We start from the raw sequence: 26,802 nt of genomic DNA, 5'->3' as shown, positions 1-26,802 counted from the left end.
CATCTCCGATTGGCATCAGCGGGCAGCACGGGTCACATTGCGTGGCCGCCAATGAAGCCCAGGGTGGCCGCCGCCATCCAGATGGCCATAGCGATCATCATCAGGTTCTCGGTGAGCGAGATGAAACCCAGCGGGACATTGCTGGATCCGCCCACGCATGCGCATTTCAGCTCCCGCTTGTCGATGTAGACGGCCTTGAAGACCGACACAGCGCCAATGGTGCCGATGAAAAGGGCGACGGGGATGGAGATCCAGTTGAGGGCGCCCGCCACCATGAGGATGCCCGCGAGGCCTTCCGCGTAAGGGTAGACGTAGCCATACGGAACCCACCGTTTCGCGAGCAGATCATAGTTCAGGAACATGGTGGCGAAGGTCTCGACGTTCTGAAGCTTCAGAAGCGCGAGCACGACCATCGAGAAGGCGATGAACCATTCAGCCGCTCTCAGCGTGAAAGGATCGCCGCTGACCGCATAGCTTGTCGCCATCGCTGTCAGCGCGGTCATGGCAAAGAGCACGATGACTGGGCGGTAGGTCGTCGCCTTGGGATCGGCAACCTTCTTGCCGAGAAACCTGCGCAGGTCATCATGTCCGCCGACGCGCCTGCCGTCGATGAACACTTGCGGCGTGGTCGCGACATCGTGCTCCTTCTTGAACGCGTCGGTTTCCTCGCGCGTCTCCAGGTGATGGTCTTCGACCTCGTAGCCGTAACGCTCGAGCAGATATTTGGCCTTCAAGCCGTAAGGGCAAGTATGGCCCGGCATCACCATGCGGTAGATGGCCGCTTTCTTCGTGTTCTGGACCTTGTCCAACATTTCACTTCTCCTTTGTCTTGTGAAAACGTTGGCATGACCATACGTTCCGTACCGTGGTACGGAGTCAACAGCCAATGGACATGACGATTGGAAAACTTGCTGCGGCCGGAAACGTCGGGGTAGAGACTATTCGCTTCTATCAGCGGCGAGGGCTGCTGACGACACCGAAGAAGCACGTGGGTGTTCGGCACTACGGGGAGGATGATCTCCGCCGCCTCATGTTCATCAGACAGGCGCAGACCGCGGGGTTCACGCTTGAGGAAATCAAGGAACTCATGGATCTCGATGCCGGAGACGATCGGGAAACTGCACGAAGGCTCGCGAAAGTTCGGCTTGAGGCCCTCGAAGCCCGCATCGCGGAGCTGGATCAGGCGAGGATTGCGCTCAAGCGGCTCGTGGGGGAGTGCGCATCCGGGAAGACCGGGCCATGCCCGATCCTGTCGTCGTTCGGTATCTGACGGGACGCGGTCACTTTGGTCTGACGGCGATGTAGACATAAGGCGCACCACCGTCCTTCGGTATCGCCATGACATCGTAGGATGCACCGGGATCAGTGCCCATGCCGAGGGATCCCTTCGGCATGCCTGCGACGGCCAGACCTGCGAGCGCTGGCTTTTCCGCGAGCAGTCGTTGTGCGGCTTCCAGAGGAACGTGTCCTTCGAGGAAGTATCCGTTCACAGTCGCGGTATGGCATCCCTGGATGGATGCGGGGATTTTCAGCCTCGCCTTGATTGCGTCCATGTCGTTCTCATTTCTGAGATCGACTTCGAAGCCCGCATCGGCAAACGCAGAAGCCCACGCCTCGCAACAGCCGCAGTAGGGATCCTTATGGACAACCAGTTTCGGCATGCTTGCCACGGCCGCGCCAGGGAGAAGCACCGCCGACGCTGCCATGCAGATGAATTGCCTACGTTTCATCGTCTCTTCCTTTCCTAGTGCCCGCACCATGCAGACCCACTGCAGTCTAACGGATAATCTGTCGCGTACGCATTCGCTGTGTTATACTGGCATGATAGTACCGGGAGGTGCTCATGTGCCGCATCAGTATTCTTGTCGCAGCATCCGCAGTCCTATGTTCAAGCGCTCAAGCCGAAGAACGCCAGCCCTTCCACATTGCCCGTTTTTCCGACAGCCGAACCATCAGCCTCGCCATAACATCGTCCATGAGGCCAGATGACATGCAGTACGACTACGAAGTCGGAATCGGCCTAACGGAGATGTCGCCGGGCGGGGATACCCTCTTCGTGGACCATAGTGCGCATGCCGTCCGGGTAAGATGCGAAGCACCTGGAGCAGTGAAGGTCGGCCGCTTCACCCATCTCATGCCCCAGCCGTCTTTCTCTGGGGACTGGATGCAGGACTTGTGGAAGGTCCTATGCCAGCAGCCCACTTCCTGAGGCTGGCGGCCGCGCCCCCAATCGGCGAGCGCGGCCGCCTCAGCGTCACTTGACCTGGGTGACGGTAAGCTTGCCGTTGACGCGCTCGGCAACGAACTGGACCTTCGCGCCTTCCTTGAGCTTTGTCAGGAGGGCATCGTCCTTGACCTCGAAGACCATGGTCATCGCAGGCATCTCGAGACCCTTGAGCTCTTCATGGATCAGGGTGACCTTCTTTGCCTTCGCGTCGAGCTTCTTCACGGTGCCGTTGGTGAACTCCTGGGCGAACGCGCCGGCTGCCGAGGAGAGGGCGATCGCCGCTGCGAGACCCAGCTTGATGATGTTTTTCATTTTCGAGTTCCTTTCAGGTTACTTGGCGACAGCAACGTCGCCGTGCATGCCAGCGTCGTAGTGGCCGGGAACAAGGCAGGCGATCTTGAACACTCCGTCGTTGGTGAACTTCCAGACGATCTCGCCGGACTTGCCGGATGCGAGCCGGATGGCATTGGGGTCGTCATGTTCCATGTCTGGGAACTTCTCCATGACAGCCTTGTGCTCCATGACCTTGTCTTCCTGGTCGAGAACGAACTCGTGATCGAGCTCGCCTTCGTTCTTGATCGTGAAGCGTACGGTCTGACCCTTGCGGACTTTGAAGTTGTTCGGGGTGAAAACCATCTTGCCGTCCGGTGTCTCCTTCATGCTGACGCGGATGGTCTGCGTGACCTTGGACTTGTCGCCCGGCTCGCCGACGGCCATGGCCTCGCCATGTCCTCCTGCGTGGCTGCCCGATGCGAGAGCAGGAGTAGTGAGGGCGGTTGCTAGAAGCATGCCGATGATTGCATTTCTCATATTTGTTTCCTTTTTGGTTGTTCAGGAGGGGTGTCAGCCGTGGTTCGAATGCTTCGAAGGTAGCTGCGTCTTCGCGTCTTTTGCCTTAGTCGCGTCGGGCAGGCTGCCCGTCCACTCCCAGGCCTGCGTGCCGGGCGGGTTCTCGTACCAGCCCGGATCGGTGTAATCGCCCGCGGATATTCCCTCGCGGACCTTCACCACGGAGAACATGCCGCCCATCTCGATGGGGCCGTGCGGGCCCCAGCCAGTCATCATGGGAACGGTGTTCTCCGGGATCTCCATCGACATCTCGCCCATGTCGGCCATGCCTGCGGTACCCATCGGCATGTATTCCGGGCGGAACTGTCGGATCTTCTTGGCGACTTCCTTCTTGTCGACCCCGATGAAGGTCGGGATCTCGTGGCCCATCGCGTTCATCGTGTGATGCGACTTGTGGCAGTGGATCGCCCAGTCGCCGACATATTTTGCGTCGAACTCGTATGCGCGCATCGCCCCAACGGGGATGTCGATCGACACCTCGGGCCAGCGGGCCTCCGGCCGCACCCAACCGCCGTCGGTGCAGGTCACCTCGAAGTCGTAGCCGTGCATGTGGATCGGATGGTTGGTCATCGTCAGGTTTCCAACCCGCACGCGGACCTTGTCGTTCTTCGATACGACCAGAGGATCGATGCCGGGGAACACGCGGCTGTTCCAGGTCCACAGGTTGAAGTCGGTCATCTCCATGACCCGCGGTACATATGAGCCGGGATCGATGTCGTACGCGCTGAGGAGAAAGACGAAGTCACGATCGACGGGCATGAACGCCGGGTCCTTCGGATGGACCACGAAAAAGCCCATCATGCCCATCGCCATCTGCACCATCTCGTCGGAGTGGGGGTGGTACATGAACGTCCCTGACTTCACGAGGTCGAACTCGTAGACGAACGTCTTGCCGACCGGGATATGCGGCTGCGAAAGGCCGCCCACGCCGTCCATGCCCGACGGCAGGATCATGCCGTGCCAGTGGACGGTGGTGTGCTCCGGCAGCTTGTTGGTCACGAAGATCCGGACGCGGTCGCCTTCGACGGCCTCGATGGTCGGACCCGGCGACTGACCATTATAGCCCCACAGGTAAGCAGTCATGCCTTCAGCCATCTCGCGTTCGACAGGTTCTGCGACGAGGTGGAATTCCTTGACCCCGTTGTTCATACGGAAGGGCAGGGTCCAGCCATTGAGAGTTACTACCGGATTGTAGTCCGGGCCGACCGAGGGCTTCACGGGCTTTTGGGTCGCCGCCGATTCCATGACGGCGGCTTCCGGCAGACCCATGTTGGTTGTCTGGCTCCAGGACTGGGAGGAGACGAGGGCGGCGGAGGCAGCACCTGCTCCGAGCAATTGTCTTCTACTGAACATTCTCGTTTTCCTTTCTCAGTGTCCGCCCGCGGGCGCCGCTTCTGCCGCAGACGCGACTTCCGTCTCCGCTGCGCCTGACCCTGTACTTCCGCCGTAGATGACGGGAGCGAGGTTCGCCTCGGCAAGCCAGAAGTCGCGCTTTGCGTTGACGGCAAGGATTGTGGAAGTGATCTTGTCGCGCGTGTCCGAAATGAGTTCGAACGTGCTGGTGATCATGCCGTTGTAGTTGAGCATCGACTGCTGCTCGATCGCACTTCGCAATGGCAGGACGTTGTTGCGATAGTGCCGGGCAATGTCGTAGTTCGATCTGTAGGCCACATAAGCCGACCGCGCTTCCGACCGGACGTTTACAGCCAGCGCCGCCAACTGGTTTGCCGCCCGCATGTATGCCAGCTCGCCCTTGCGCAGCCGCGCCTGGCCGGAGTCGAAGATCGGGATCGTGAATTCGAGAGATGCGGTCTTCGAGATGTCGGAGAGGATCTTGCCGTCCTCGCGCTCGCGCTCCTTCTCCCATGTGCCGACGAGTCCGATGTCCGTCACGATGCGCGTTGCGTTCGTGAGGTCGTAGGATTTCGCCGTAGCTTGAAGCTCGAGCCGTGAGACCTGCAGGTCCATCCTCTTGTGGATGGCCTCGGCTTCGATGTCGTCCCGCTTGATCAGCGCCTTCGGCAGGTTCGGAAGGCGGTTCGGTATCTGAAAGTCGATATCCGTTCCCGACAGGCCCATGAGCCGGACGAGTTCTTCCTTGGCGAGTTTCGCTTCCAGCCGGGCCTTGGCCGTGTCACCCGTCAGCTCGGCATAGAAGACGTGCTCGCGGGCCTGTTCGCCCTTGGGCATGGAGCCAGCCTCGCCGATTTTCTTGGCGAGTTCGGAGGAAGCGTCGGCGGCGTTCTTCGCCTGGTTCAGGTAGGCAACGTTCTCCCAGGCCGCGACGGCGTTGATCCACGCGCGTCGGGTTTCCGCGGCGAGCGAAATGGTGGCGATCGATGCCTTGAGCTGGGCCTGCCGGAAACGGTTGTCGGCAAGCTTGATGTTCCGGTCGTAGGTCGCGAGCGCGAGGATGTTGGCCGCGATAGCGCCTTCGAGAATCCGGTAGGCTTCCAGACCAGGCGTGCCGATCCCGCTCAAACCGACCGAAAACGTCGGAAACACAGAAAGCTGTGTCTGCCATGCGTCGGCGGAACTGTCGCCGAGATCCGCATAGGATGCCTGAAGACCCTTGTTGTTGAGGAGCGCGACCTGGACGGCTGTCTCAACGTCGATGGTCTTCTTCGCCATAAGCGATTTTACCCGATCACGGGTCGCCTGGGCCTGCTTCTGATTCTGGATCCAGACGGTCTGCTTGCCCGTGGCCTCGCCGCTCTTTAGCGACGCGTTCGCGAACCCTGTGTCAACAGCCGAATAGTCGGTCGTCACACACCCGGCGGCTACCAATGGCAGAGCGACGGCGGAAATGATCTTGATGTTGCGTAGCATCATTTTCCCTCAGCCCTTCTTCTTCGGGGCCTGGGAATCGTTGAGATCCCGCCAGGGCTTCGGATCGACGGGAACGCGGTGGGTGTATCCACCGATGGGGCTCTGATAACGGACAGGGCGAGCGTCCGACACAGTGTCGGGACTGTCGGCGATGGCTACGACTTCAGGAAGGGTGGACGCGCATCCGCTCACAGCGAGCGGCATGGCAACCACCAGGAACAAACGTTTCATGGTGAGAATCCGAGAATAAGATCGCGTTTGTGCGGCCACGCGGTAGCGCGCGGACGCACAGCAAGACCCGCAGTGCGGGTGCTAGTTCTCAGATATTAGGTGGACGATGAAGGCTCGGAGCTTCGCCGACGGTGTCCGTGTCGTCAGCGAACTCGCGGATGGAGACCACGCGCGGGTGGCTCAGCGAAGAGCCAGTGCACGTGATGGCGGCGACACCGCAGTAGTCCTTGCAGCAGGAGTTCTTTGTCTTCTCCGGGCTGCTGTGATCATGCTGGTCGCCGTGATCATCCGACTGGACCATGGCACTGTGATCGTTGCCGTGGTGGGACGAATGATCGTTCTCCATCTGGGAGACTTGAGGCGCGCTTTCGGGATGCATCGCAGCATTGACGGCGGAAAAGCTGTAGCCAGCCAGTGACAGTATCATCACCAGTCTGAACAACAGTGCCATCGCTTTAGATGTGATTCGATACATCCCGCTCATGCCTTCAAGGATCGCCAGAGCCATCGAGCTTGTCAATCGACGTAGTCTTCAATCATCCATTCGCGTTGATTGTGTGGCAATGCCAACACGACGCGGAGGGTGTCTCCCGATGCATCTGAGGACACCGGGACACTTTGATCATGGTTTCAGCCTGAAACGCGTCGCGCTGAACTCCGGCGCGACGGTTCTTCCCTTCCCACGCGGAACACCCGCTCGTGCTCGGCCCACGCCGTGGTGAAAAGGATGCTCCCCAGCGCTTGTGCCAGGAACCTGATGGATATCGTCTTCATAACAAGGCCGACTACGCAAACACCCTGATCAGTGACGGTTGCGAGCCCGGAGAGCTTCCGCCGCCGGATCGGAGAACGTAACTGTTCCGTACTTGGCGTTGGTCCGACGAACACGGCCATCGGCGAGTACTTCAAACGATACCGAGCGGTCCGAAGATGCGACTGCGCTCTCGCCAGCTCGACCATGGCCCTGGACGATCCGGTCAACGTTGCTTGCCCTCTCGCTCAGTGGTCCAGTCGCAAACGCGGACGTTGCGGTCGATGCCAGGACAATGAATGCCGTTACGAACTTTGTCTTCATGATGATCTCCTCGCATGAAAGCTGCGGTTTGCAGCATGGAGACAATAGATCGACGTTCTGACATGGCCCTCTCGCGAACTTTACAATTTTGTAAAGTACGGCGATCGGGCGCGCCTGAATCCGCGGAGGGGTCCATTAAAGGGGCGAATGATCGAAGAGAACTCTGGCCGGATCGAAAAATACATCGTCGTGAACGGCTGAACTCGCTATGCGTCAGGTGCGCTGGCTGTAAACGTAGCGCTCCGCCGTAACAATGCCTGATTTTTCCGGCTTCCCGGCTTGTGAACGCGACAGCGGCATACGAATCGCGCATGGATTCCACTACGATGAAGATCCTGCTTCTTGAAGATGACCAGAAAACCGGAGAATACCTTTCGAAAGGGTTGAACTCGTCCGGGCACGTCGTCGATTGGGTTCGCGACGGCCGCGACTGTCTCTCGGCTGCCCTGGAATCGAGCTACGACGTGATGGTCGTAGATCGCATGGTGCCTGGATTGGACGGGCTTCTGGTCGTCAAGACAATGCGTGCCGCCGCCGTACGCACTCCAGTGCTCTTCCTGACCTCCATGAGCGGTGTAGATGACCGCGTTGAAGGGCTCGAGGCGGGCGGTGACGACTACCTCGTGAAACCTTTCGCTTTTTCCGAACTCGCCGCCAGGATAAACGCACTTGTGAGACGTCCTCCGATTGCCGCAGAGAAGACGACGTTGCGAGTGGGCGATCTGGAGATCGATCTCGTGAAGCGGACTACGCAACGCGGAGGCGCCCCCGTTGAACTGCTGCCCCGGGAATTCCTGTTGCTGGAGCATTTCATGAGGAACGAGGGCAGGGTTCTTACCAAGACGATGCTTCTCGAGCGGATCTGGAACTTCAATTTCGACCCCGAAAGTTCCGTCGTAGAAACGCATATCAGCAGGCTGCGCGCGAAGATCGACAAGCCCTTCGACTTCCCGCTGCTCCACACCGTGCGCAACGTCGGCTATTCGCTCCATGCTCGGCGGTAGCTTCTTCAAGAGCACCGCTGTCCGGCTCGCCATCATCTACAGCTCGCTGTTCGTATTCGCCTATCTTGGGGCAAATGTCGTCGCATATCAGATGGTGCTCGGGTATCTCGACGACCGTCTCGACGCGGCCGTCATGGAGCGGTACCGGGAGATCGAGACCGCGTTCCTGGCCCGAGGCGTGTCCGGGGCGATCGACATGGTCAACAGCCACGGCCCCGCCATCAGGGGACAGGAGACCGTCTACACTCTTCGAGATCCGAAGGGAAAGGTGCTGGCAGGCAACGCCGCGCTCGGGACCGTTCCCGACGGATTCTCAGATCTGATGTCGCAGAGCCAGCGCGAGGGAGCGACAGGGTACAAGCTCTTCAGGGGAAAGCTCGGCGACAACGATCTCGTGGTGGGCACAAGCGAAGGAGACACCGAGCAACTCGCCCGTATCGTACTTCTCAGCTTCGGATGGACAACCGCCATCGTCTTCGCCGTGGGTTTGCTTGGTGCGGCAGTGCTCAGATACCGCGCGCGCAACCGGATTTTTGCTCTGTCGCAGGCGGCGCACGCAATCGGTCATGGCGAACTGTCGAGAAGGCTTGCGGTGTCGCCGCGCATGGACGAGATCGATGTACTTTCGAGCGAGGTAAATGTCGCCCTGGGTAGGTTGGAGGCGAGCGTAACCGCCCTTAAACAGGTTACGACAGATATCGCCCACGATCTCAAGACCCCGATCGGACGCGCTTTTCTTGCACTTGACGACGCGTTGAGCAGCGAGCATCCGGATGAAGTGAAGAGCGCCGTCGCGGTATCGCTTCAGGAATTAACATCTCTCGCCAAAACCTTCGACGCTCTGCTCCGCATCGCCCAGATCGAATCCAGAAGCAGAAGGGCGCAGTTTGTCGAGATCAATCTGGTCGACCTCGTTCGCGACATTCACGAGATATATGAGGTAATCGCCTCCGAGGAAGGACACCTTCTTCGAATGGTGGTTCTCGAGGGGGAGCTTCGCCTGCAGGGCGATCCCGATCTTATCAGGCAGATGATGACAAATCTGCTCGCGAACTCCATGCGGCACACTCCCACCGGAACGGCAATCGTCCTCGAGCTCGTGCGCCATGAAAAGAGCATCGCACTCACCATCAGCGATAATGGTCCGGGAGTTCCAGAGGCCGAACGCTCCAAGGTACTCGAGCGCTTTTATCGCCTCGATAAGAGCAGGACGACCGAAGGTTCAGGTCTCGGCCTGAGCATGGTGAAGGCGATCTGTGAACTGCATGATGCCCGGATCGAACTCTCCGACAACGCTCCTGGCCTCAAGGTCACGGTCATCTTCCCAGGCGGTCGAAAGTGAAGGTGGAAAACTCACTGCCTGGCAGGGAGATCGCCGAAGCGTCCGAGATCGAACGTCGCTGTTGCGGTCACTGGCTTGAAGCCATCCTGGGACGGATATCCGGTCGTGTAGCTCGCACTGAAGGAACTCTTCGCAATACGTTGCGATTCCGTCGGAGTCACGAGAGCTGCCGCAAGCTCCTTGCTGGGCAGGGGGATAGATCCGGCCGAAGCCTGAACCGTGTCCGACATCTTCGCAGTCGATGCAGTGATAACCTTCTCAGCCTGCACGGGCCGCGAGGCGAAGACAGGGATCGGGATCGCGTAGCCGGACAGGTCTTCGAAGGGCGCAGTCTGCTCGACCTTTCCAGAAGCCGCTGATGTCACTGCGACAAAAGCTTCGTGCTCTGTCGGCGTGGTGGGACGCAGTGCCGTCAGGAGGGTTCCGTTGCCCGGGCGGGCGACCGGAACCGGGGCCGTGAACTTCGCCGCCGGCTCCGCTGAGGCCATCACAACGGGCTGCTGCTCGGACTTCGTCGGCTGCGCGGCGGGCTTGTTCCTGGTCGATGCCGTGCTTTCCGCTACGTCCTCCTCCTCCTCGGTATCGCCTCCTCCGAACAGGGCTGTGAAGAAATTGCCCTTCCGCTTTGCACCACCGAAGCTGGCAATTTCGACGGCAGAACCCGCGCCCCGGCGTTTGTATTCCGCGACAGCCGTCTCGTAGCCTGGCAGGGGCTTTCCGTCGCTTGGGACGTGGAGCGTCTTGCCATTCGGAAAGAGTTGAACGAGCTCCTGTCGGCTCATGCGGGGCCATGCCCGCACCCCACCCACGTCGACATGGACGAAGGGTGATCCCGACGCTGGGTAGTAGCCGACTCCGCCACCTTGAACCTGCATCGCGAGCGCGCGAAGGCTTGCGAGCTTCACTCCGGGAATGAAGAAGTCCATGGCCTTGCCATGTGTATGCTGGCTTTCCTTAGCCACGCCCGACGAACGGGTGCGTAGCATCGCATTGGTGTTCGGAGACCTATAGCCGGACACGACGTTAATGTAGTCGCTCGCACCGCTTCGTCTGTACACCTCCCAGACAATGTCGAAGAGCCGGGGATCCATCTTTGTGCTCTTTTCCGCACGCCAGTCGCGCAGGAACTGATTGAGCTGGTTCAACCCGGCCTGGTCGAATACGCCGTTCCTTTTGAAGGTGATGACGGCGCGTTCGCCAGTGTGCCCGAAGTAGAGCTTCAGGGTGCGGTCTTCGGCAGATGCGTGTGTGGCGGATCCAAGAAGCGCCAGGAGGCCGCCCGCCATGAGGGCGCGGCCTCTTCCCGACATGCGGTTGCGATTTTTCTTCGAGGCAGCAGTATGCCGCGCTTCAGTTGCCAACATTCGCTTCAAGGTGAGTCCTGTCTCCGCCGCCGCTTCAGCCTCATCAACTGTCATTGCGGCGGGAGGATGTCATAAATGTCACACTTGTCCATTATTATTCTTCATATTCGAGAAATGGTTAATTTAGTGAGTGATGGGGCAGGTGTTCCGGGCTGCTGCCGTCCGCCTCAACAAAGAAATCTATCGAATGTCGGCAAATCGGAAAATTCGCACTGGCTGCCATCCCCTGCTTGGAACTTTATCCTCTGCCCGATGTTCAAGCCGCAACCTCGGGAGTGGCATATGATCCTCAAACTCGGCCTGCGGCATGTGCTGTGCGCCCTCGCGATCGTGATGGTGGCGCTGAACCTGCTCGCGATGACATCCGCTGCCGCTGCCGCTGCACCGCACGCATGCGATGCTGTCCATTCAGAGGCGGCGGCCAACCATGATCATCATGCCGGAACACAGCCAGGTTGCTGCGACAGCGTGCACTGCTGTCCGATGCTTCCGCACCTCCCGTCGTCAGGACTGCCGTCGGAAACCTTGCTCCGTCCCGAGGCCTATTTGAAATCCGAGCAGCCTCTACTGCTCGTGAAATCGATCGATCCCCCTCCACGATCTCTTGGCTCGTGAACCAGAACGTTATCTCACGAAACAGGAGTTCAAGATGAACAACATGATCAAGACTGCTCTCGCCTCGTCTTTCCTCGCCGCGGCCGTCGTCGCCTTACCGCTTTCTGCCTCCGCCCAGATGGCATCCTCGCAGATGGCCTATCCGGATAAGTGCAAGTCCGAAATGTCGTCCGGCGGTGACATGTCCATGCAGGGGCACCAGATGTCGGGCATGGCCGAATTCCAGAAGGAATCCATGGACGGCATGAAGTCGATGAATATGAACATGATGCAGGGAATGATGAAGAAGGATCCCGATGTGGCCTTCGCCTGCGGGATGATCGCCCACCACATGGGCGCGATCAGCATGGCCCAGGTCGAGCTGAAGTACGGTAAGAATGCCGAAACGAAAGCGAAGGCCCAGAAGATCATCGACGACCAGACCAAGGAGATCAAGGAGCTGACGGCCTGGGTTGAGAAGGAGGCCAAGTGATGCATCACATGTCTTCCGAGATGAAGGAATGCATCGACAACTGCCTCGCATGCTATAGCGAGTGCCTGTCGATGGCGATGGGTCACTGCCTGGAGACGGGCGGCAAGCACACCGAACCGTCGCATTTCAAGCTGATGATGGCGTGCTCTGAGATGTGCCGGACATCCGCGCATTTCATGCTGATCGGCACCGAGCACCACAGGCATACCTGCAAGGAGTGCGCGGAGATCTGCAGGCAGTGCGCTGACGACTGCGAACGTGTGGGCGACATGCAGAGCTGTGTCGATGCCTGCCGAAACTGCGCCGATAGTTGCCAGAAGATGGCAGCCTAACCCAGCGTCGGGAGGGTGTCGTCACCCTCCCGACCACCTCCGATAATGCGCCGCACGGGGCGACCGGATGGCGCAGCGCGCTCCAGCGGCTTCACAAAGGCTCCGTTGTCGTGCAAGAATGAACCCATGAAGCCACTGATGGTCATTCAACGCATTCTCTGCGCGTTCGCCATGCTCGCGGTCCTCATCGGACCAGTGAGCGTGACGGCGGCTGCAGCGGCCATGGCTTCATCAGCCCCGATGCCGGGCATGGCGATGGGGAGCCAGGTTGCGGACGAAGAGGCAATGGCGGATATGCCATGCTGTCCGGAAGGGAAAAAGCCCGCCAAACCCGACTGCATGAAATCCTGCCCTCTCGCGCTCGTTTGCTCGACTGTGATCGTCGGCAACCTCTCTTCGGATGCCAGCCTGCCTCTTATCCACCCACTACCAGTATCGTTCCCGCGCATTGCCGGAGAGGAATTCGCATCGACTCTTGTCGAGCCACTCCCGAGACCACCGCGCGCCTGATTCACTCTCGTTCACTGCGTCAGCCTGTTCCGATTTGCGGAACTTCCCGGCGCATCCGGATTCCACGCGCTTCCACGCGTCAAGAGATGTGAATCATGATGAAGAGAAACCTTTCCGTGCGCGCCGTCGTCGCCGCACTCGCTATGCTTACCGTAACCGCGGGCACCGCTCTGGCCGGAGCCAGAGATTACGAATTCCAACCCGTCGCTTCCGAGGTGAAGCATGGTCCCCAGGCCGAAGTAGCCGTCAGACTTGTCGACAAGAGGTCCGGAAATCCCGTGTCTGGCGCCGTTATCTTCACCACCCGGATGGATATGGCACCGGACGGCATGGAGATGATGACGACCTCGGTGGAAAACCTCCCGGAAACGGAGCCGGGCACGTATCGCTTCCGCACCAACCTGTCGATGGCTGGCGGCTGGCGTTTCAAAGTGGCTGCCAAGGTGCAGGGCGAGCCCGAGACCGTGCAGGGCGAAGTCGTTCTGAAGGCACTACCGTGAAGAGCGCTGCATTGCTATTAATCGCGTGCTCTCTCGCCATCGGTGGCGGGGGAGGGTACCTGCTTGGCTCCGGCAGGGTCGCCATGCCCGATTTCGCCGCCATCAGGCTTCTGATGGCCGAGGCTCCGGCCGTCGCCAAAGATGCCCCGTCTCCGGGCGGCGGCCGCGTCATCTACTATCGGCATCCTGACGGTGCCCCCGCATGGTCTGCGAAACCTGCAAAAACGTCGGAAGGCAGGAACTTCGTCCCGGTGCTCGCCAGTCAGGATATCAGTTTCGCCGACAAGCCCGAGGCGAGGCAGGCCGATCCCGGCATGGAGGAAGCTGGATCTGCACGAGCTCCCGCGATTGAGCGGAAGATACTCTATTACCGCAACCCCATGGGGCTTCCCGACACCTCCAAATTGCCGAAGAAGGATTCGATGGGGATGGATTACATCCCGGTATACGAGGGCGCGGCCGATGGCGGCTCGACCGTGCGGGTTCCGCTCGGGAAGCTTCAGCGCACAGGTGTCAGGACCGCGGAGGTCACGAGAGAAAGGCTGCCGACCAAGCTAAGTATACCCGGCATCGTCATGCTCGACGACCGCAGGATCCACTCGGTAAGCATGCGCTCCGACTCCTTTATCGAGGAGGTCGCCTCAGTGACCGCGGGCAGCCGCGTGAAGGCCGGGGATAGCCTCTTCAGGTTCTACTCCAGGGAAGTCGCGACAGCCGCATCCGAGTACGCAAACGTCGTGTCCGGAGGTGGTGATACCGCCGGGAGCGCCCTGAGGCTTCGCAACCTCGGAATGTCCGACCGTGCGATCGAAACTATTCGCAGGGATCGCAAGGTTCCACCAAGCATGTCGTTCGATGCGCCTGCGGATGGGATCATTATTGAGCGGGCGACGACCCCCGGCAGTATGGCCGAACCGGGCGACATCCTCTTCAGGATTGCCGACACCCGGGAAATGTGGATCGTGGCCGATGTGCCGGAAAGCCAGCTCGGCGCTGTCGCAGTCGGCGCTACCGCAACCGTGACCGTAAGCGCCCGGCCCGGTGTCGCAGTGCGCGGCACAGTCGAGCTCGTCGATCCCGAAATCCGCGACCGGACACGAACGGCCAAGGTGCGGATCCGGATACCGAATGCGGATGGCACGCTTCTTCCGAACATGTTCGCAATTGCCGAGATATCGTCCGGTCAGCCGAACCCTGTCGTCTCGGTTCCCAACGACGCGATCGTCGACACCGGCAGCAGACGCGTCGTGTTCATCGATAAGGGCGAGGGGAGGTTCGAACCACGCGACATCGAGGTCGGTGTCAGGGGTGCGCAGAGGACGGAGGTGACGGTCGGCCTCGCGGCAGGAGATCGAGTGGTCGTCTCGGCCAACTTCCTCATCGATGCCGAGAGCAACCTGAACTCTGCCTTAAGCGCCCTTACCGCAGGAGACGAACAGCCATGATATCGAAACTTATCTCCTGGTCGGCGCGCAACCTGCTGCTCGTCTTCGTCTGCGCCTTTATGGTGGCGGCAGGAGGCGTTCATGCGCTGCGCACGCTCCCGCTCGATGCGATCCCTGATCTCTCCGACGTTCAGGTCATCGTCTACACGGACTTCCCCGGACAGGCTCCCCAGGTCGTGGAGGACCAGGTCACCTATCCGCTCACGAGTTCGATGCTGACGGTCCCAAAGTCCAAGGTCGTCAGAGGCTTTTCCTTCTTCGGAGTCTCCTTCGTCTACGTGATCTTCGAGGACGGGACGGATCCATACTGGGCGAGAAGCCGGGTGCTCGAGTTTCTGAACGCCGCCTCAAGCCGCCTGCCGGAGAGCGTCACGCCGACGCTCGGCCCAGATGCCACAGGCGTGGGCTGGGTCTATCAGTATGCGGTGATCGCCAAGGAGATGTCCCTTGCCGAACTCCGCTCGCTACAGGACTGGGTCGTGAAGTTCGGCCTGTCGCGCTCCGAAGGCGTGGCGGAGGTGGCGAGCGTCGGCGGCTTCGTGAAACAGTATTCGATCGTCGTCGACCCGGTCAGGCTGAAGGCGCAGGGCATCACCCTGGACGACGTCGCGTCTGCGGTGAAGGCCAGCAATCGGGACGTCGGTGGTCGCACAGTCGAGCTGTCCGAGTTCGAATACATGGTGCGCGGCCGCGGCTACCTTCAGGGTATCGCAGACATCGAGAACATCGTCCTCAAGTCCGAGAAGGGAGTGCCGTTGCGGCTGGCGGACGTGGCGAGGGTGGAGCTGGTTCCCGACGAGCGCCGCGGGATCACGGAGATGAACGGTGACGGCGAAGTCGCCGGGGGCATAGTGCTGCAGCGCTACGGCTCCAACGCTCTGACCGTCATCGAAAACACCAAAAAGAACATCGAAGCCATGAAGGCCAGCCTTCCTACCGGAGTGGAGATCGTTCCCGTCTATGACCGATCGCGGCTCATCGAGGCGGCGATCGAGACTCTGAAGGGGACGCTGCTCGAAGAGTCGCTCGTCGTCGCGGTCGTGACGATCGTCTTCCTGATGCATGTAAGGAGCGCGCTCGTCGCCATCATCATGCTTCCCATCGGGATCCTGATGGCATTCGGGGCGATGAGGATGCTTGGAATCGGAGCCAACATCATGAGCCTCGGCGGCATCGCCATCGCCATCGGCGCGATGATCGACGCGGCCATCGTGATGATCGAGAATGCCCACAAGCATTTGGAGCGCGCCCCTGCGGACAAGCCACGCCTGGAGGTCCTGATCGAAGCTGCATCCGAAGTCGGTCCGGCACTTTTCTTCAGCCTGCTGATCATCACCGTCTCGTTCCTGCCGATATTCACGCTTGAATCCCAGGAGGGACGGCTGTTCGGGCCGCTCGCGTTCACCAAGACCTTCGCAATGGCCGCGGCGGCGATCCTGTCGGTGACGCTCGTGCCAGCGCTCATGGTCGTTTTCGTCCGAGGCAGGATCATTCCCGAGCACAGGAACCCTGTGAACCGGGTGCTTATCTGGGTCTACCGCCCGATCATCGCAGGGGTCCTCAAAGCCAGGACGCTGACAATCGTCATCGCGCTCGCGGCGCTGGCGGTCACGGTCTGGCCAGCGCGGCAGCTCGGCAGCGAGTTCATGCCCGCGCTCGACGAAGGGACGCTCATGTACATGCCGACAACCCTGCCAGGTCTTTCGGTCACCAAGGCAGCCGAACTGATGCAGACGCAGGATCGGATCATCAAGTCCTTCCCGGAAGTCGAAACCGTGTTCGGCAAGGCGGGCAGGGCGCTCACGGCGACCGATCCCGCTCCGACCGAAATGTTCGAGACCATCATCACCCTGAAGCCCAAGGACCAGTGGCGGCCCGGCGTGACGGTAGATTCCCTCAGGCAGGAGATGGATGGCGCGCTTCAGTTTCCCGGGGTCTCCAACGCTTGGACGATGCCCATCCGTGCACGGATCGACATGCTGTCGACCGGGATCCGCACCCCGGTCGGCGTGAAGGTCTTCGGCACCGATCTCGGTGAGATGGAGAAGGTGGCGCGCCGCGTCGAGACCATCCTCCGGACGGTTCCCGGAACCTCATCTGCCTATGCCGAACGGGTGATCGGCGGCTATTACCTCGATATCCTTCCCGACCGTGCGGCGCTCGCCCGATACGGCCTGACGGTCGACAGTGTTCAGGATGTGGTCGGCATGGCTCTGGGATCCGAGACCCTGACTCAAACAGTGGAGGGAAGGGAGCGTTATTCGGTCGCCATCCGCTACCCGCGCGACTACCGCAGCGACCCGCAGGCGATCGGCAGGTACGTTCTCGTCAGTCTGCCGGGCGGCGGAACCGTGCCGCTCGGAGATGTCGCCAGGATCGAGCTGACCAGAGGTGCGACATCGATCCGAACAGAGAACGGTCAGCTTGCCGTCTACGTCTTCGTCGACATCGCGGGCCGCGACCTCGGCGGATATGTGGCCGAGGCGAAGGCTGCAGTCGAGGGCGAGGTCTCTTTGCCGCCGGGCTATTCACTCGGCTGGAGTGGGCAGTTCGAATATCTCGAGCGGGCGAAGGCGCGACTGGCATTTGTCGTGCCTCTGACGCTGGCCCTGATCTTCCTGCTGCTCTACCTCAATTTCAGGCGGCTAACCGAGACCCTCATCGTCATGCTCTCTCTGCCCTTCGCGCTGGTCGGCGGCATCTGGCTGATGTGGTGGCTGGGCTTCAACATGTCCGTCGCGGTCGCGGTGGGCTTCATAGCGCTCGCGGGCGTGGCGGCCGAAACGGGGGTGATCATGCTCATCTATCTGGATCACGCGCTGGCCGAAGAGCGAGCACGGTGCGCGGCGGAAGGGCGCGAGCTGACCGCTGAGGACCTGCACAGGGCGATCGTCGTCGGAGCGGTCGAGCGCGTTCGCCCCAAGATGATGACCGTGGTCGCCATCATGGCCGGACTGATACCCATTCTGTGGAGCACCGGAACCGGGTCTGAGATCATGCAGAGGATCGCGGTTCCGATGATCGGCGGCATGATGTCGTCGACGGTGCTGACCCTCGTCGTCATCCCGGCCGTCTATGCTCTCGCCAAAGGCTGGCGGCTCGGTCGCGCAACCGAAACCCGGGAGGTGCATCAGTGAGATCGTACGGCGGCATCGGCGCGACCACGGTCGTTCTTCTCACACTGGCTGGCGCAGTTGCCGCCGCGCCAGCTTGGGAGCGGCAATCCGGCATGAAATCGATGGCGGACTCCGCAAGGATCATCGGGGACCTGTTCAGCGGTAGACGGGCGTACTCCCAGACGGAGTTCAGGGCGGCTGCGGAAAGCATCCGGACGCGTGCGGGAAAGCGCCTTGTCGACGACTTCGGCGGCGGGCACCAACCCGATTCGAAGGCGGATGCGGAAATGATCTCTTCATCGTCCGAAGAATTTGGAAGGCTCGCCCGCGACCTCGAGACATACGCCGCCGCGCTCTCCTCGGCCGCCGACAGAAATCCGAAGGAACTGGGGCCCGACACCAGGATGGGCGGCACGCTTCTCGGCAGTCCCTTCGGGCGTAAGGCGGATGCAGATCGGGATGCGGCTTCGATGCCCCCGGAACATGCGTACCACCTCATGCTTCAAACATGCACGAGCTGCCATGCGAGGTTCCGCATGCCGTGAGGGATTTGCATGGATCGCAGCGGGCTGTGGGCGGGCAACGGGTCGTCGTCGATCACGAGCAACAGGCCTTCTGCGGCTGTGAACCAAAGCATCCGTCGTCTGTCTTTGGGTTTTCTGCGAGCCAGCGGTCGCGCGGCTTGCAGCTTGCAGTCCGTGGGGCCAGAGCTACCTCGAATACTCCGGCATGAAGGCGCGGTGCGGACGCGCAATAGAGCGACATCGGCCGCACGCCATCACTGACTTCGAACGTCAGCTTTGCGGATGACACGAGCCGGACATGGTCGGAGACTTTCCTTATGATCGCCGAGAACTTGCCAGCATGCATGTGTGTCCGGCCATCCTCGTCGATATCCCATAGCTGAACGAAAATCTCCGACCAGGCTTCCGGGTTGGCCCCGCAGTCAAGGGCCGCGAACTGCCCGGCCTTCACCTCGGTGACATGGTATCCCGGACGGATGGGGTTGCCGTCATAGGTGAACACCAGTGGTGCATCCGGAACGACCGCCAGAACGTCGAGGAGATGGCCGAGTGTGATGTCTGAAGAAACTGCCTTGTCGATCGCGTTCATGTGCGATATCCCTTCTGTGCGATAATTCAAGGAATATTGAAGTATGGACGAACGTCAAGCTCTTTCGTCATTCGCGGCACTCTCCCAGGAGACCCGTCTTGCCATCGTCCGGGCGCTGGTCGTTGCTGGCCCCGAGGGATTGGCAGCAGGCGTGATCGCCGAGCGCATGGGCGTATCGGCCACGAATGTCTCATTCCATCTGAAAGAGCTGGAGCGTTCTGGACTTATCTCCCAGCGAAGGGAATCCCGCTCGATCATCTACAGCGCCAGCTACGAGAGCCTGGCCGATCTCGTGAAGTTCCTGATGGAGGATTGCTGTGCCGGACACCCTGCGATCCGGGAGAATATCGAGAAGAGCGACGGCTGCTGCAGTCCGGCTGATGAGGTAGCAAGTGCATAGTCGACAGCTTCTCGCGGGGATCGTCTCCGCACTCGGGATCACGCAGATCATCGGCTACGGCACTCTCTATTACAGTTTCAGCATTCTCGCCCCCGGCATGGCCGCCGATCTCGACCTCTCGCTCTCGCAGGTCTTTGGGGTCTTCTCCATCTCCCTGTTCGTAGGCGGTCTGTCAGCCACCTATCTCGGCAAGCAGATGGATCGGATCGGCGCCGCCACCATCATGACGATCGGATCCATGCTCGCCGCCTTGACGCTCGCGCTGTGCGCCTGGTCGCCTTCGGTCGCGGTGTTCGCCATCGCCATCATCCTGCTCGAGGTGTCATCGGGCATGGTGCAGTATCAGGCGGCATTCGCGACGCTGGTCGAGAGCGATCCGCGCACGGCATCCCGGAGCATCACCTACCTCACCCTGATCGGAGGGTTTGCATCGACCATCTTCTGGCCGATCTCGGCAGCACTTTCCGGATGGATGTCGTGGCGCGAGATCTATCTGGTTTTCGCAGCGCTGAACCTGCTCCTCTGCATGCCGCTGCATTTCTGGATCATGCGCGTCGGCAAGTCCGGATCGAATGCGGAAGCAGCCGCCAGGCCTCGCGAAGCTGTCATCGGAGCAGTCCCCCACGTTGCGCGCCGCCGAAGCATGATCATGGTGTCATTCGCCTTCGCGCTTCTCGGGTTCACCCTTGCCGCGATCCTCGCGCACATGGTGCCGATGCTCAGCTCCATCGGCCTCGGTGCCGCGGCCGTGGCGATCGGATCCCTGTTCGGCCCGGCACAGGTCGCCAGCCGCCTGATCAACATGGTCTTCGGAAAGAATCTGTCGCCGCCGGCACTCGCGGTGGTGTCCGCAGTGCTGATCGTGTTCGGCATCCTGATCCTGCTGGCTAGTGGAGACTGGATGCCGGGGGCTGTCGCGTTCGCAATCTGCCTCGGGCTCGGTTCCGGCATCAACAGCATCGCGCAGGGCAGCCTGCCGCTCTACCTCTTCGGGTCGGACGGGTATGGCGCAATCACGGGCAAGATGGCAGCGGCTCGACTGGCGCTCGGTGCCGGGGCACCCTTCGCGTTCGCGGCCGCGATGGAGAACCTGGGCCTGAGCCTGTCACTCATTGGAAACGCATGTCTTGGCGCGGTCAGCATCGCGGCATTCGTTGCGGTGGCGACATCCTGTCGGCGGCCCGTCACCGCAACGGCCTAGCTCGTCAGATCGACTTCAGCGAAACCCGCTTCTCCAACTCGGCCGCCTCTTCCTTCCGCTCGCTGTAGCGGTCGGTCAGGTAGGTGGAGGCATCGCGGGTCATGATGGTGAACTTCACCAACTCCTCGCAGACGTCGACCACACGGTCGTAGTAGGATGACGGCTTCATGCGACCATCGGCATCGAATTCCTGAAACGCCTTCGCCACGCTGCTCTGGTTGGGAATGGTGATCATCCGCATCCAGCGGCCAAGGATGCGCAACTGATTGACGGCGTTGAAGGACTGACTGCCGCCGGAAACCTCCATCACCGCAAGCGTCTTGCCCTGCGTCGGCCGCACGGAACCGACCGATAGCGGGATCCAGTCGATCTGCGATTTCATGATCCCGGTCATCGCGCCATGCCGTTCCGGGCTGATCCAGACATGGCCTTCAGACCACTGGGTCAGTTCGCGGAGTTCCTGAACCTTCGGATGGCTGACAGGCGCCTCGTCCGGTAGCGGCAGTCCCGCCGGATCAAAGATCCGAACCTCGCATCCCATGCGTTCGAGCAGCCGACGAACCTCGAACGCGAGCAGACGACTGTACGACACCTCGCGGAGCGATCCGTAGAGGATCAGGATCCGTGGCTTGTGCGTCGAGAAGGCGGGCCGCAGGGATTCGATGTCGATCGGCTGGATGTGCTGGTCGTTCAGTGCGGGGAGTGTATCAGGCAATGCGCTTTCCTTCACTGTCGAGGACCTGCTCACCGTCTTCCTTGGTGAAGGGCCCCGTGAATGCGTCGGCGGGCAGGATGTCGAGAACTGCCTCCGAAGGCCGGGCAAGCCTGGTGCCAAGCGGGGTGACAACGAGCGGACGGTTAATGAGGATCGGTGTCGCGATCATCGCATCCAGCAATTGCTCGTCGGTCAGATCGGGATTGTCGAGACCAAGCTCGGCATAGGGCGTGCCCTTCTCCCGGATCGCCTCGCGTACAGATAGGCCAGCGTCCATAATCATCTTCGCGAGCAGGTCCCGCGTCGGCGGGTTCTGGAGATATTCGATGACGGTGGGCTCGATCCCGGCGGCGCGGATGAGCGCCAGCGTGTTGCGAGACGTGCCGCAGGCCGGGTTGTGGTAGATGGTGACATCCATGATCATGTCCTTTCGGTAGCGGTTGTTTTTGCGACGGCGGGCGATGCCTCGTACCAGCCCTTGGAACGGTTCACGATCCAGACGACGGACAGCATCACCGGGACCTCGATCAGAACTCCGACGACTGTGGCGAGCGCCGCGCCCGACTGAAATCCGAACAGGCTGATGGCGGCGGCGACTGCGAGTTCGAAAAAGTTGCTGGCACCGATGAGTGCGGAGGGTCCGGCGACGCAATGGCGTTCTCCAGACATCCGGTTCAGGAGGTAGGCGAGACCCGAGTTGAAGTAGACCTGGATCAGGATCGGAACCGCGAGCAGAGCGATGATCGTCGGCTGCGCGATGATCTGCTCACCTTGAAATGCAAAGAGAAGCACGAGGGTGGCGAGCAGCGCGACCAGCGACAACGGTTGAAGCTTCGCGAGCAGTCCGTCGAGCGCTCGGGTGGTTCCGTCGGAGGTCAGGCGGCTCCGGAGAACCTGCGCGATGATGACGGGCACGACGATGTAGAGAGCGACGGACAGGGCAAGCGTCGCCCACGGAACAGTGATCGCGGAAAGCCCGAGCAGCAGACCGACGATCGGCGCGAAGGCGACGACCATGATCGCATCGTTCAGAGCCACCTGAGAGAGCGTGAACAGCGGCTCGCCGCGCGTCAGGTTGCTCCACACGAAAACCATGGCGGTACATGGTGCCGCGGCAAGGATGATCAGGCCAGCGATGTAGGAGTCGATCTGATCCGCTGGCAGATAGGGTCGGAAGAGCCATCCGATGAACAGCCATCCCAGAAGTGCCATCGAGAACGGCTTGACCGCCCAGTTGATGAATAGGGTGACTCCGATCCCGCGCCAGTAGGATCCGACCTGCGTGAGCGACCGGAAATCGATTTTCAGCAGCATCGGGATGATCATCAGCCAGATCAGGATAGCGACGGGGATGTTGACCTTGGCGATCTCGGCGGAGCCGATGATCTGGAAGAAGCCAGGCAGGAGGTGGCCGAGAGCTACGCCGACGGCGATGCAGAGGAAGACCCAGACGGTCAGGTATCGTTCGAAAGTGGACATCAGGATGCCTTCCCTTGCGGCGAGGTCGAGCCCTCCATCGCGCCGATCTGGCGGAGCCTTGTCTCGAGAGCCAGCCGATCGATCGAGGTGATCGGCAGGTTGATGAAGGCTGAGATGCGGTTCTTCAGGAAGCGGGCGGCCTGCGCAAAGGCGCGTTGGATCTCGACCTCGGATCCGACGACGGCCGCCGGATCCTCGACACCCCAGTGCGCCGTCATCGGATGGCCGATCCAGACCGGGCAGGCCTCGCCCGCCGCGCTGTCGCAGACGGTGAAAATGAAATCCATCTCGGGAGCGCCGGGTTCGGCGAAGACATCCCAGCTCTTGGACGAGAAACCTGTCGCCGGATACCCTAGGGCAGTCAGCTCCGCCAAGGCATGAGGATTGACCTCGCCCTTCGGCTGGCTGCCAGCGGAATAGGCCTTGAAGCGGCCGCCGCCTTCCTTGTCGAGGATGGATTCGGCGAGAATAGAGCGAGCGGAATTGCCCGTGCACAGGAAGAGCACGTTGTAGATCTTGTCGGTCATGGTCGTTGTCCGTTTTAGGTCGGAGGCCTTTGGAGCTTCATGATGGTCGCCGACGATGGGCAGATGGAGGAAAGCTGGCGGGTGGCGCGCACAGCCGGAGGCACGCTCTCCCGCGGAACTTCAAAGAACCCGATGATCGAGAAGAACGGCGCCGCCGTCGTGGTTGCCAGGTATGTGTCTGAGTAACCGTTCGATTCTCGCAGGGTGGCTTCAACGATTGCGCGGCCAAAGCCCCGACCACGGCGCTCGGGGTCGACCACGACGGAACGCAACAGACGGCAGTCGCCACATCGCTCGATGCCGCAATATCCGACGGATGAGCCATCCCCTGCCACGGCTTTGTAGAAGATGCGGCCCTCATCCTCGATATCGTCGGTCGGGAGGTGTGCCTCAACGAGTGCTTGGCGGAGCTCCGGGTCGCTCCCCGACACCTGTTTCAGCGAAATCGCGTTCAGCATTGTCTCGCCTCCGGTAAGCAGCATGGCGTGAGTTCCGCGATCAGTGGTGCACACAGCTCTGCCGAACCGCCACAGCAATCCTTCAGGAGAAACAGTGTGAGGTCGCGGAGGCCATCAAGATCCGCTCGGTATATGATCGATCGGCTCTGCCGCTCGTTCCTGACCAGTCCGGCGCGTGAAAGGGTCGCGAGATGCGCAGACATCGTGTTCTGAGGCACGTCAAGCAATCTCGCGAGTTCACCTGCTGGAACGCCGTCGGGCTCGCGGCGCACAAGCAACCGAAAGGTCTCGAGCCGGGTGTTCTGGGCAAGCGCGGCAAGCGCGGCGATGGCAGCTATATTATCCATGTATCCAGAATAACGGATATAATCTCGAAATGTCAAATGCTTTTCCCGGGACTATTGCGACTGTGGCGCAACGCGGGATGGGTTCAGGTGTTGGAACGGATGGGCATCCCGGCACAGCATCACGCCCAGCTCAGTATTGCGATCGTTGCCGCAAGCGCGCCCGCTGCCACGAGCGCGGCGGCCAGAAAGTGCTTCCGGGCCTTCGTACGGATTGGACGGGGGAGGCTCCGCCTCCGATGCGGCCCGGTAGGCGCACCAGCGGTTGGATTGATCCTGTAGGTCTTCTTGCGCCCTCCCATCATTTCTCCCCATCCGAATGAGATAGTGGTGGCTCGCCTGCCGTCACAAGCGAGAGCACCCATCATGGGATTGACGTAGTCAGACAGACTTGAAGGTCGTCGGATACCCAGCGTCGTTGATGGCTGCCGCCATCGCCTCCGGCGAGACCGAAGTCTCTATCTTCGCCTTCCTGGTGCCGACATCGATGATCGAACTCGCTGCCGGGTCGGCCTGCTCGATCGCCTTCTTGACGGTCCCCGCGCAGTGGCCGCAGGTCATGTTGGGAATGTCGAATTCGTACATCTTGTTCTCCTGTCGATGTGAGCGAATCCAGAGATAGGGTTTCCCACTGTGGGAAGGTCAAGGAGGCTCTAACCGCGCACGGCGGTCACGATTCGCTTGAAATCGATCGCCCCGCATCACATCTACCCCTCATCACCCGTTACGATGATTGCCTGCAGCGCCGCTGGCGGCCGCGCGTTCGCGATTCTCCGGGTCAGAAGGGCGCTCCCCGGAACATGGGTCGAGCGCCCTTCGTCTTCCACCATGGCACGCCGACGGTCACGGCACAGGCAATCATTCTGATCGACGAGGTCGCACGACAGCGAGCTCACTCTCCGATGAACTCCAACAGTTCCAGCAGCGCATCGGCCTGCCTGATGACAACTGCGCGAAGACGGTATCTGCCTTCCTCGACATCGTGATCGAAGTGGCCGTGGCGAAAGAGGGTTGACCCCATTTCCATCACTGTCGCTCCGAATGCGAGCCGCCCGCCCACTGCCGTGGCCTCAAGCGCAAGGCAGGCCGTGTCGATCTTCTCGAGATATGCTTCGCGTGCTTCTGGTGTCATGACCGTGATTGCCTCCTGGGAGACAAGAGCGGATCCAGGTGCAAGCGACAACGTCGGACGAGCGAAACGGAACTGCATCTTGACCTTCAGCCGGGCCCGCCGGAGCGGGTGGCCCCGCTACCACACAAGCTTGATGCCGGAAACGAGCAGCAGCAGCGCCAGGATCCCCCTCAGTATTCGTTCGGAGAGAAATCGGCTCCCGACGAAGGCACCCAGTCCACCACCTGCCACTACGGCGGCTATCCACCATGACGAGGGAAGGGCGACGCCTTCGTAGCTGGTGCTCGCCCCGGCAAGAGCGGCCGCCGAGGCCAGGAGATTGTAGACGGCCGTCGTGGCCGCCGTCTGCCTGGCCGTCGCCCAGCCAAAAGCAAGGATGACCGGAGCCAAGAATACGCCACCTCCGGTCCCCGTCGTTCCCGATATGAACCCGATCACCGCACCCACCGCAATGGCTGCGGGCAGCGGTGGCTTCACGGTGCTCGAAGACACCATTCCCCGCCCGAGCGATGCTTTAGCCATCTGAAAAGCGGAGACGATGAGCACCACCCCCACAACGGGGTTGTAGACCTCTTCCGGGAGCTCGACCATTCCCCCGATCACCGACAGAGGCAAGCCAAGGATCATGAACGGATAGACGGCCTTCCACGAGACCAGACCCCTCCTGAAGAAAAGAGCTGTGCCGATCCCCGCTACGAGGAGATTGAGGGTCAGAGCCGTGATCCTGATCGTCGACGGAGGAAAACCCTGCAGTGACATCAGCGCTATGTAACCGGATGCTCCAGCCTGACCCACTGCGGCATAGAGAAGGGCCACGAGGCCGAACCCGATAGAGAGCCAAACCGTTTCCATGTCCATGCGCACGCCTGCTCCCGTGAGACGCGAAGCACGGTTAACGACATCCCGTGTGCCTGTCGAGCGCGAACCGCGTCGGAGGCGCGACACGTCCCGCCATTGACGGCGGCGAGTTCCTGCCTAGGTCTCGCAATGGAGGAACTCACATGGAAACCGAACGTCATGATATCAGCCCGGATGCGGCGATGCTCGCGGAAGCCGTCCAACGGTGGTTCGACTTCCACGAGGTCGAACGGACCGAGCACGTCGACAGATTCGTGTGCGAGGCCGCGATCCGAATATACTGGCAAGGCTACCGAAGCGTCGACGATGTCGCGACAGTGCTCATCGCCACCTATTTCGGTCCGTTGGCGACTGCGGTGAACGCGCCTTCGTCCTCATCCGTGCACTAGACGCAAGGTCTCGAACGGCTTGTGGGGCATGGAAGGCGATGCGGACTTCATCTGGTCACATTCCATCTGTAAAGATCTACGCAGCATTGCTAGTGAGCGCTGAAATGATTTCGTTGCTCGCGATGCGATTTCGCTGATCGGCTTCCGACCACGGATGTACTGGCTTAGGTGAATGGCGAAATGAGGAAGGTCGGTGCGATTTCGCCCCGGCCTTTTTTGTTGCGCTCGGATCCCATCGCAAAGCATTCCGTTTCGACTTCCCAACGATGGCAAGA

General features: G+C 60.8%; 33 protein-coding genes and 1 pseudogene. 14 read left to right on the top strand and 20 right to left on the bottom strand.

Going from position 1 to position 26,802, the window contains the following annotated elements; genetic code table 11:
• Positions 1 to 32: 32 nt before the first annotated feature.
• Positions 33 to 812, bottom strand: coding sequence for a glutaredoxin family protein (locus P7F60_RS11155; protein WP_149737027.1), 780 nt, complete (start codon positions 810 to 812; stop codon positions 33 to 35).
• A gap of 53 nt (positions 813 to 865) precedes the next feature.
• On the opposite strand from P7F60_RS11155, the gene P7F60_RS11150 reads away from it, so the two are divergent.
• The gene (locus P7F60_RS11150; protein ID WP_188129318.1) at positions 866 to 1,270 is read left to right on the top strand and encodes a MerR family transcriptional regulator; all 405 of its coding nucleotides are present in this window, start codon (positions 866 to 868) and stop codon (positions 1,268 to 1,270) included.
• Between the two features lie 10 nt (positions 1,271 to 1,280).
• On the opposite strand, the gene P7F60_RS11145 is transcribed toward P7F60_RS11150, so the two are convergent.
• From P7F60_RS11145 to P7F60_RS11110, 8 genes are all read right to left on the bottom strand, one after another.
• Positions 1,281 to 1,730, bottom strand: a complete 450-nt coding sequence (locus P7F60_RS11145; protein WP_277917800.1) for a DUF411 domain-containing protein — start codon at positions 1,728 to 1,730, stop codon at positions 1,281 to 1,283.
• 524 nt (positions 1,731 to 2,254) lie between these two features.
• Positions 2,255 to 2,539 (bottom strand): copper-binding protein, encoded by a 285-nt coding sequence (locus P7F60_RS11140; RefSeq protein WP_149737031.1) that lies wholly within the window; start codon positions 2,537 to 2,539, stop codon positions 2,255 to 2,257.
• Between the two features lie 18 nt (positions 2,540 to 2,557).
• Positions 2,558 to 3,037: a plastocyanin/azurin family copper-binding protein gene (locus tag P7F60_RS11135; RefSeq protein ID WP_153312728.1), complete on the bottom strand. Its 480-nt coding sequence runs from the start codon at positions 3,035 to 3,037 to the stop codon at positions 2,558 to 2,560.
• Positions 3,038 to 3,070: 33 nt separating this feature from the next.
• Positions 3,071 to 4,429 carry a copper oxidase gene (locus P7F60_RS11130; RefSeq protein WP_277917799.1) on the bottom strand — a complete coding sequence of 453 codons (1,359 nt, stop codon included), beginning with the start codon at positions 4,427 to 4,429 and terminating at the stop codon, positions 3,071 to 3,073.
• Between the two features lie 15 nt (positions 4,430 to 4,444).
• Positions 4,445 to 5,908: a TolC family protein gene (locus P7F60_RS11125; protein ID WP_277917798.1), complete on the bottom strand. Its 1,464-nt coding sequence runs from the start codon at positions 5,906 to 5,908 to the stop codon at positions 4,445 to 4,447.
• Positions 5,909 to 5,914: 6 nt separating this feature from the next.
• Entirely contained in the window at positions 5,915 to 6,136 is a 222-nt protein-coding gene (locus P7F60_RS11120; protein ID WP_277917797.1) for a hypothetical protein, read from the bottom strand.
• An 88-nt stretch (positions 6,137 to 6,224) separates the two neighbouring features.
• Complete coding sequence (locus P7F60_RS11115; protein ID WP_277917796.1) at positions 6,225 to 6,644, bottom strand: hypothetical protein; 420 nt, start codon at positions 6,642 to 6,644, stop codon at positions 6,225 to 6,227.
• A gap of 294 nt (positions 6,645 to 6,938) precedes the next feature.
• Positions 6,939 to 7,211, bottom strand: coding sequence for a hypothetical protein (locus tag P7F60_RS11110; RefSeq protein WP_149737036.1), 273 nt, complete (start codon positions 7,209 to 7,211; stop codon positions 6,939 to 6,941).
• Between the two features lie 326 nt (positions 7,212 to 7,537).
• Between P7F60_RS11110 and P7F60_RS11105 the strand changes: the two genes are divergently transcribed.
• Together P7F60_RS11105 and P7F60_RS11100 are read left to right on the top strand one after the other, a co-directional pair.
• Positions 7,538 to 8,215 (top strand): winged helix-turn-helix domain-containing protein, encoded by a 678-nt coding sequence (locus P7F60_RS11105; RefSeq protein WP_149737037.1) that lies wholly within the window; start codon positions 7,538 to 7,540, stop codon positions 8,213 to 8,215.
• On the top strand, positions 8,202 to 9,557 hold the full coding sequence (locus tag P7F60_RS11100) for an ATP-binding protein (RefSeq protein WP_277917795.1): 1,356 nt from the start codon (positions 8,202 to 8,204) through the stop codon (positions 9,555 to 9,557). The genes P7F60_RS11105 and P7F60_RS11100 overlap by 14 nt, the downstream gene beginning before the upstream one ends.
• A gap of 548 nt (positions 9,558 to 10,105) precedes the next feature.
• Here P7F60_RS11100 and P7F60_RS11095 read toward each other — a convergent pair.
• Positions 10,106 to 10,867, bottom strand: a pseudogene (locus tag P7F60_RS11095) (DUF882 domain-containing protein); the annotation flags it as partial.
• A 336-nt stretch (positions 10,868 to 11,203) separates the two neighbouring features.
• Between P7F60_RS11095 and P7F60_RS11090 the strand changes: the two are divergent.
• From P7F60_RS11090 to P7F60_RS11055, 8 genes are all read left to right on the top strand, one after another.
• Complete coding sequence (locus tag P7F60_RS11090; protein ID WP_277917794.1) at positions 11,204 to 11,536, top strand: hypothetical protein; 333 nt, start codon at positions 11,204 to 11,206, stop codon at positions 11,534 to 11,536.
• 34 nt (positions 11,537 to 11,570) lie between these two features.
• Entirely contained in the window at positions 11,571 to 12,008 is a 438-nt protein-coding gene (locus P7F60_RS11085; protein ID WP_277917793.1) for a DUF305 domain-containing protein, read from the top strand.
• Positions 12,008 to 12,340 carry a four-helix bundle copper-binding protein gene (locus P7F60_RS11080; RefSeq protein ID WP_277917792.1) on the top strand — a complete coding sequence of 111 codons (333 nt, stop codon included), beginning with the start codon at positions 12,008 to 12,010 and terminating at the stop codon, positions 12,338 to 12,340. The genes P7F60_RS11085 and P7F60_RS11080 overlap by 1 nt, the downstream gene beginning before the upstream one ends.
• A 126-nt stretch (positions 12,341 to 12,466) precedes the next feature.
• Positions 12,467 to 12,850: a hypothetical protein gene (locus P7F60_RS11075; RefSeq protein WP_277917791.1), complete on the top strand. Its 384-nt coding sequence runs from the start codon at positions 12,467 to 12,469 to the stop codon at positions 12,848 to 12,850.
• Positions 12,851 to 12,945: 95 nt separating this feature from the next.
• Positions 12,946 to 13,350, top strand: coding sequence for a FixH family protein (locus P7F60_RS11070; protein WP_277917790.1), 405 nt, complete (start codon positions 12,946 to 12,948; stop codon positions 13,348 to 13,350).
• A gap of 83 nt (positions 13,351 to 13,433) precedes the next feature.
• On the top strand, positions 13,434 to 14,795 hold the full coding sequence (locus P7F60_RS11065) for an efflux RND transporter periplasmic adaptor subunit (protein ID WP_277917789.1): 1,362 nt from the start codon (positions 13,434 to 13,436) through the stop codon (positions 14,793 to 14,795).
• Positions 14,792 to 17,932, top strand: a complete 3,141-nt coding sequence (locus P7F60_RS11060; protein WP_277917788.1) for a CusA/CzcA family heavy metal efflux RND transporter — start codon at positions 14,792 to 14,794, stop codon at positions 17,930 to 17,932. The genes P7F60_RS11065 and P7F60_RS11060 overlap by 4 nt, the downstream gene beginning before the upstream one ends.
• Positions 17,929 to 18,456, top strand: a complete 528-nt coding sequence (locus P7F60_RS11055) for a cytochrome c (protein ID WP_277917787.1) — start codon at positions 17,929 to 17,931, stop codon at positions 18,454 to 18,456. Before P7F60_RS11060 ends, P7F60_RS11055 begins: the two co-directional genes overlap by 4 nt.
• A gap of 52 nt (positions 18,457 to 18,508) precedes the next feature.
• On the opposite strand, the gene P7F60_RS11050 is transcribed toward P7F60_RS11055, so the two are convergent.
• The gene (locus tag P7F60_RS11050; RefSeq protein WP_277917786.1) at positions 18,509 to 19,024 is read right to left on the bottom strand and encodes a DUF6428 family protein; all 516 of its coding nucleotides are present in this window, start codon (positions 19,022 to 19,024) and stop codon (positions 18,509 to 18,511) included.
• Positions 19,025 to 19,067: 43 nt separating this feature from the next.
• Here P7F60_RS11050 and P7F60_RS11045 point away from each other — a divergent pair, with 43 nt between their 5' ends.
• Positions 19,068 to 19,424, top strand: a complete 357-nt coding sequence (locus P7F60_RS11045; protein WP_277917785.1) for a metalloregulator ArsR/SmtB family transcription factor — start codon at positions 19,068 to 19,070, stop codon at positions 19,422 to 19,424.
• Positions 19,417 to 20,625, top strand: a complete 1,209-nt coding sequence (gene arsK / locus P7F60_RS11040; RefSeq protein ID WP_277917784.1) for an arsenite efflux MFS transporter ArsK — start codon at positions 19,417 to 19,419, stop codon at positions 20,623 to 20,625. The genes P7F60_RS11045 and arsK overlap by 8 nt, the downstream gene beginning before the upstream one ends.
• A gap of 4 nt (positions 20,626 to 20,629) precedes the next feature.
• Here arsK and arsH read toward each other — a convergent pair whose 3' ends face one another.
• The 9 genes from arsH to P7F60_RS10995 form a co-directional block, all read right to left on the bottom strand.
• On the bottom strand, positions 20,630 to 21,355 hold the full coding sequence (gene arsH, locus P7F60_RS11035; protein WP_277917783.1) for an arsenical resistance protein ArsH: 726 nt from the start codon (positions 21,353 to 21,355) through the stop codon (positions 20,630 to 20,632).
• The gene (gene arsC / locus P7F60_RS11030; protein ID WP_277917782.1) at positions 21,333 to 21,758 is read right to left on the bottom strand and encodes an arsenate reductase (glutaredoxin); all 426 of its coding nucleotides are present in this window, start codon (positions 21,756 to 21,758) and stop codon (positions 21,333 to 21,335) included. The genes arsH and arsC overlap by 23 nt, the downstream gene beginning before the upstream one ends.
• 2 nt (positions 21,759 to 21,760) lie before the next feature.
• The gene (arsB, locus tag P7F60_RS11025; protein WP_277917781.1) at positions 21,761 to 22,819 is read right to left on the bottom strand and encodes an ACR3 family arsenite efflux transporter; all 1,059 of its coding nucleotides are present in this window, start codon (positions 22,817 to 22,819) and stop codon (positions 21,761 to 21,763) included.
• On the bottom strand, positions 22,819 to 23,346 hold the full coding sequence (locus tag P7F60_RS11020) for an arsenate reductase ArsC (protein ID WP_277917780.1): 528 nt from the start codon (positions 23,344 to 23,346) through the stop codon (positions 22,819 to 22,821). The genes arsB and P7F60_RS11020 overlap by 1 nt, the downstream gene beginning before the upstream one ends.
• 14 nt (positions 23,347 to 23,360) lie before the next feature.
• On the bottom strand, positions 23,361 to 23,804 hold the full coding sequence (gene arsN2 / locus P7F60_RS11015) for an arsenic resistance N-acetyltransferase ArsN2 (RefSeq protein WP_277917779.1): 444 nt from the start codon (positions 23,802 to 23,804) through the stop codon (positions 23,361 to 23,363).
• On the bottom strand, positions 23,798 to 24,151 hold the full coding sequence (locus P7F60_RS11010) for a metalloregulator ArsR/SmtB family transcription factor (RefSeq protein WP_277918170.1): 354 nt from the start codon (positions 24,149 to 24,151) through the stop codon (positions 23,798 to 23,800). The genes arsN2 and P7F60_RS11010 overlap by 7 nt, the downstream gene beginning before the upstream one ends.
• Before the next feature lie 378 nt (positions 24,152 to 24,529).
• Positions 24,530 to 24,733 carry a heavy-metal-associated domain-containing protein gene (locus tag P7F60_RS11005; protein ID WP_149737050.1) on the bottom strand — a complete coding sequence of 68 codons (204 nt, stop codon included), beginning with the start codon at positions 24,731 to 24,733 and terminating at the stop codon, positions 24,530 to 24,532.
• Positions 24,734 to 25,040: 307 nt separating this feature from the next.
• On the bottom strand, positions 25,041 to 25,358 hold the full coding sequence (locus P7F60_RS11000; protein WP_277917778.1) for a hypothetical protein: 318 nt from the start codon (positions 25,356 to 25,358) through the stop codon (positions 25,041 to 25,043).
• Positions 25,359 to 25,397: 39 nt separating this feature from the next.
• On the bottom strand, positions 25,398 to 26,138 hold the full coding sequence (locus tag P7F60_RS10995) for a sulfite exporter TauE/SafE family protein (protein ID WP_277917777.1): 741 nt from the start codon (positions 26,136 to 26,138) through the stop codon (positions 25,398 to 25,400).
• Positions 26,139 to 26,281: 143 nt separating this feature from the next.
• Here P7F60_RS10995 and P7F60_RS10990 point away from each other — a divergent pair, with 143 nt between their 5' ends.
• On the top strand, positions 26,282 to 26,527 hold the full coding sequence (locus tag P7F60_RS10990) for a hypothetical protein (protein WP_244616055.1): 246 nt from the start codon (positions 26,282 to 26,284) through the stop codon (positions 26,525 to 26,527).
• The last annotated feature ends 275 nt before the right edge of the window (positions 26,528 to 26,802 follow it).

Source organism: Rhizobium sp. YJ-22, assembly GCF_029601685.1.
Classification (GTDB): domain Bacteria; phylum Pseudomonadota; class Alphaproteobacteria; order Rhizobiales; family Rhizobiaceae; genus Metarhizobium.
This window is presented reverse-complemented; position numbering and strand designations above follow the sequence as displayed.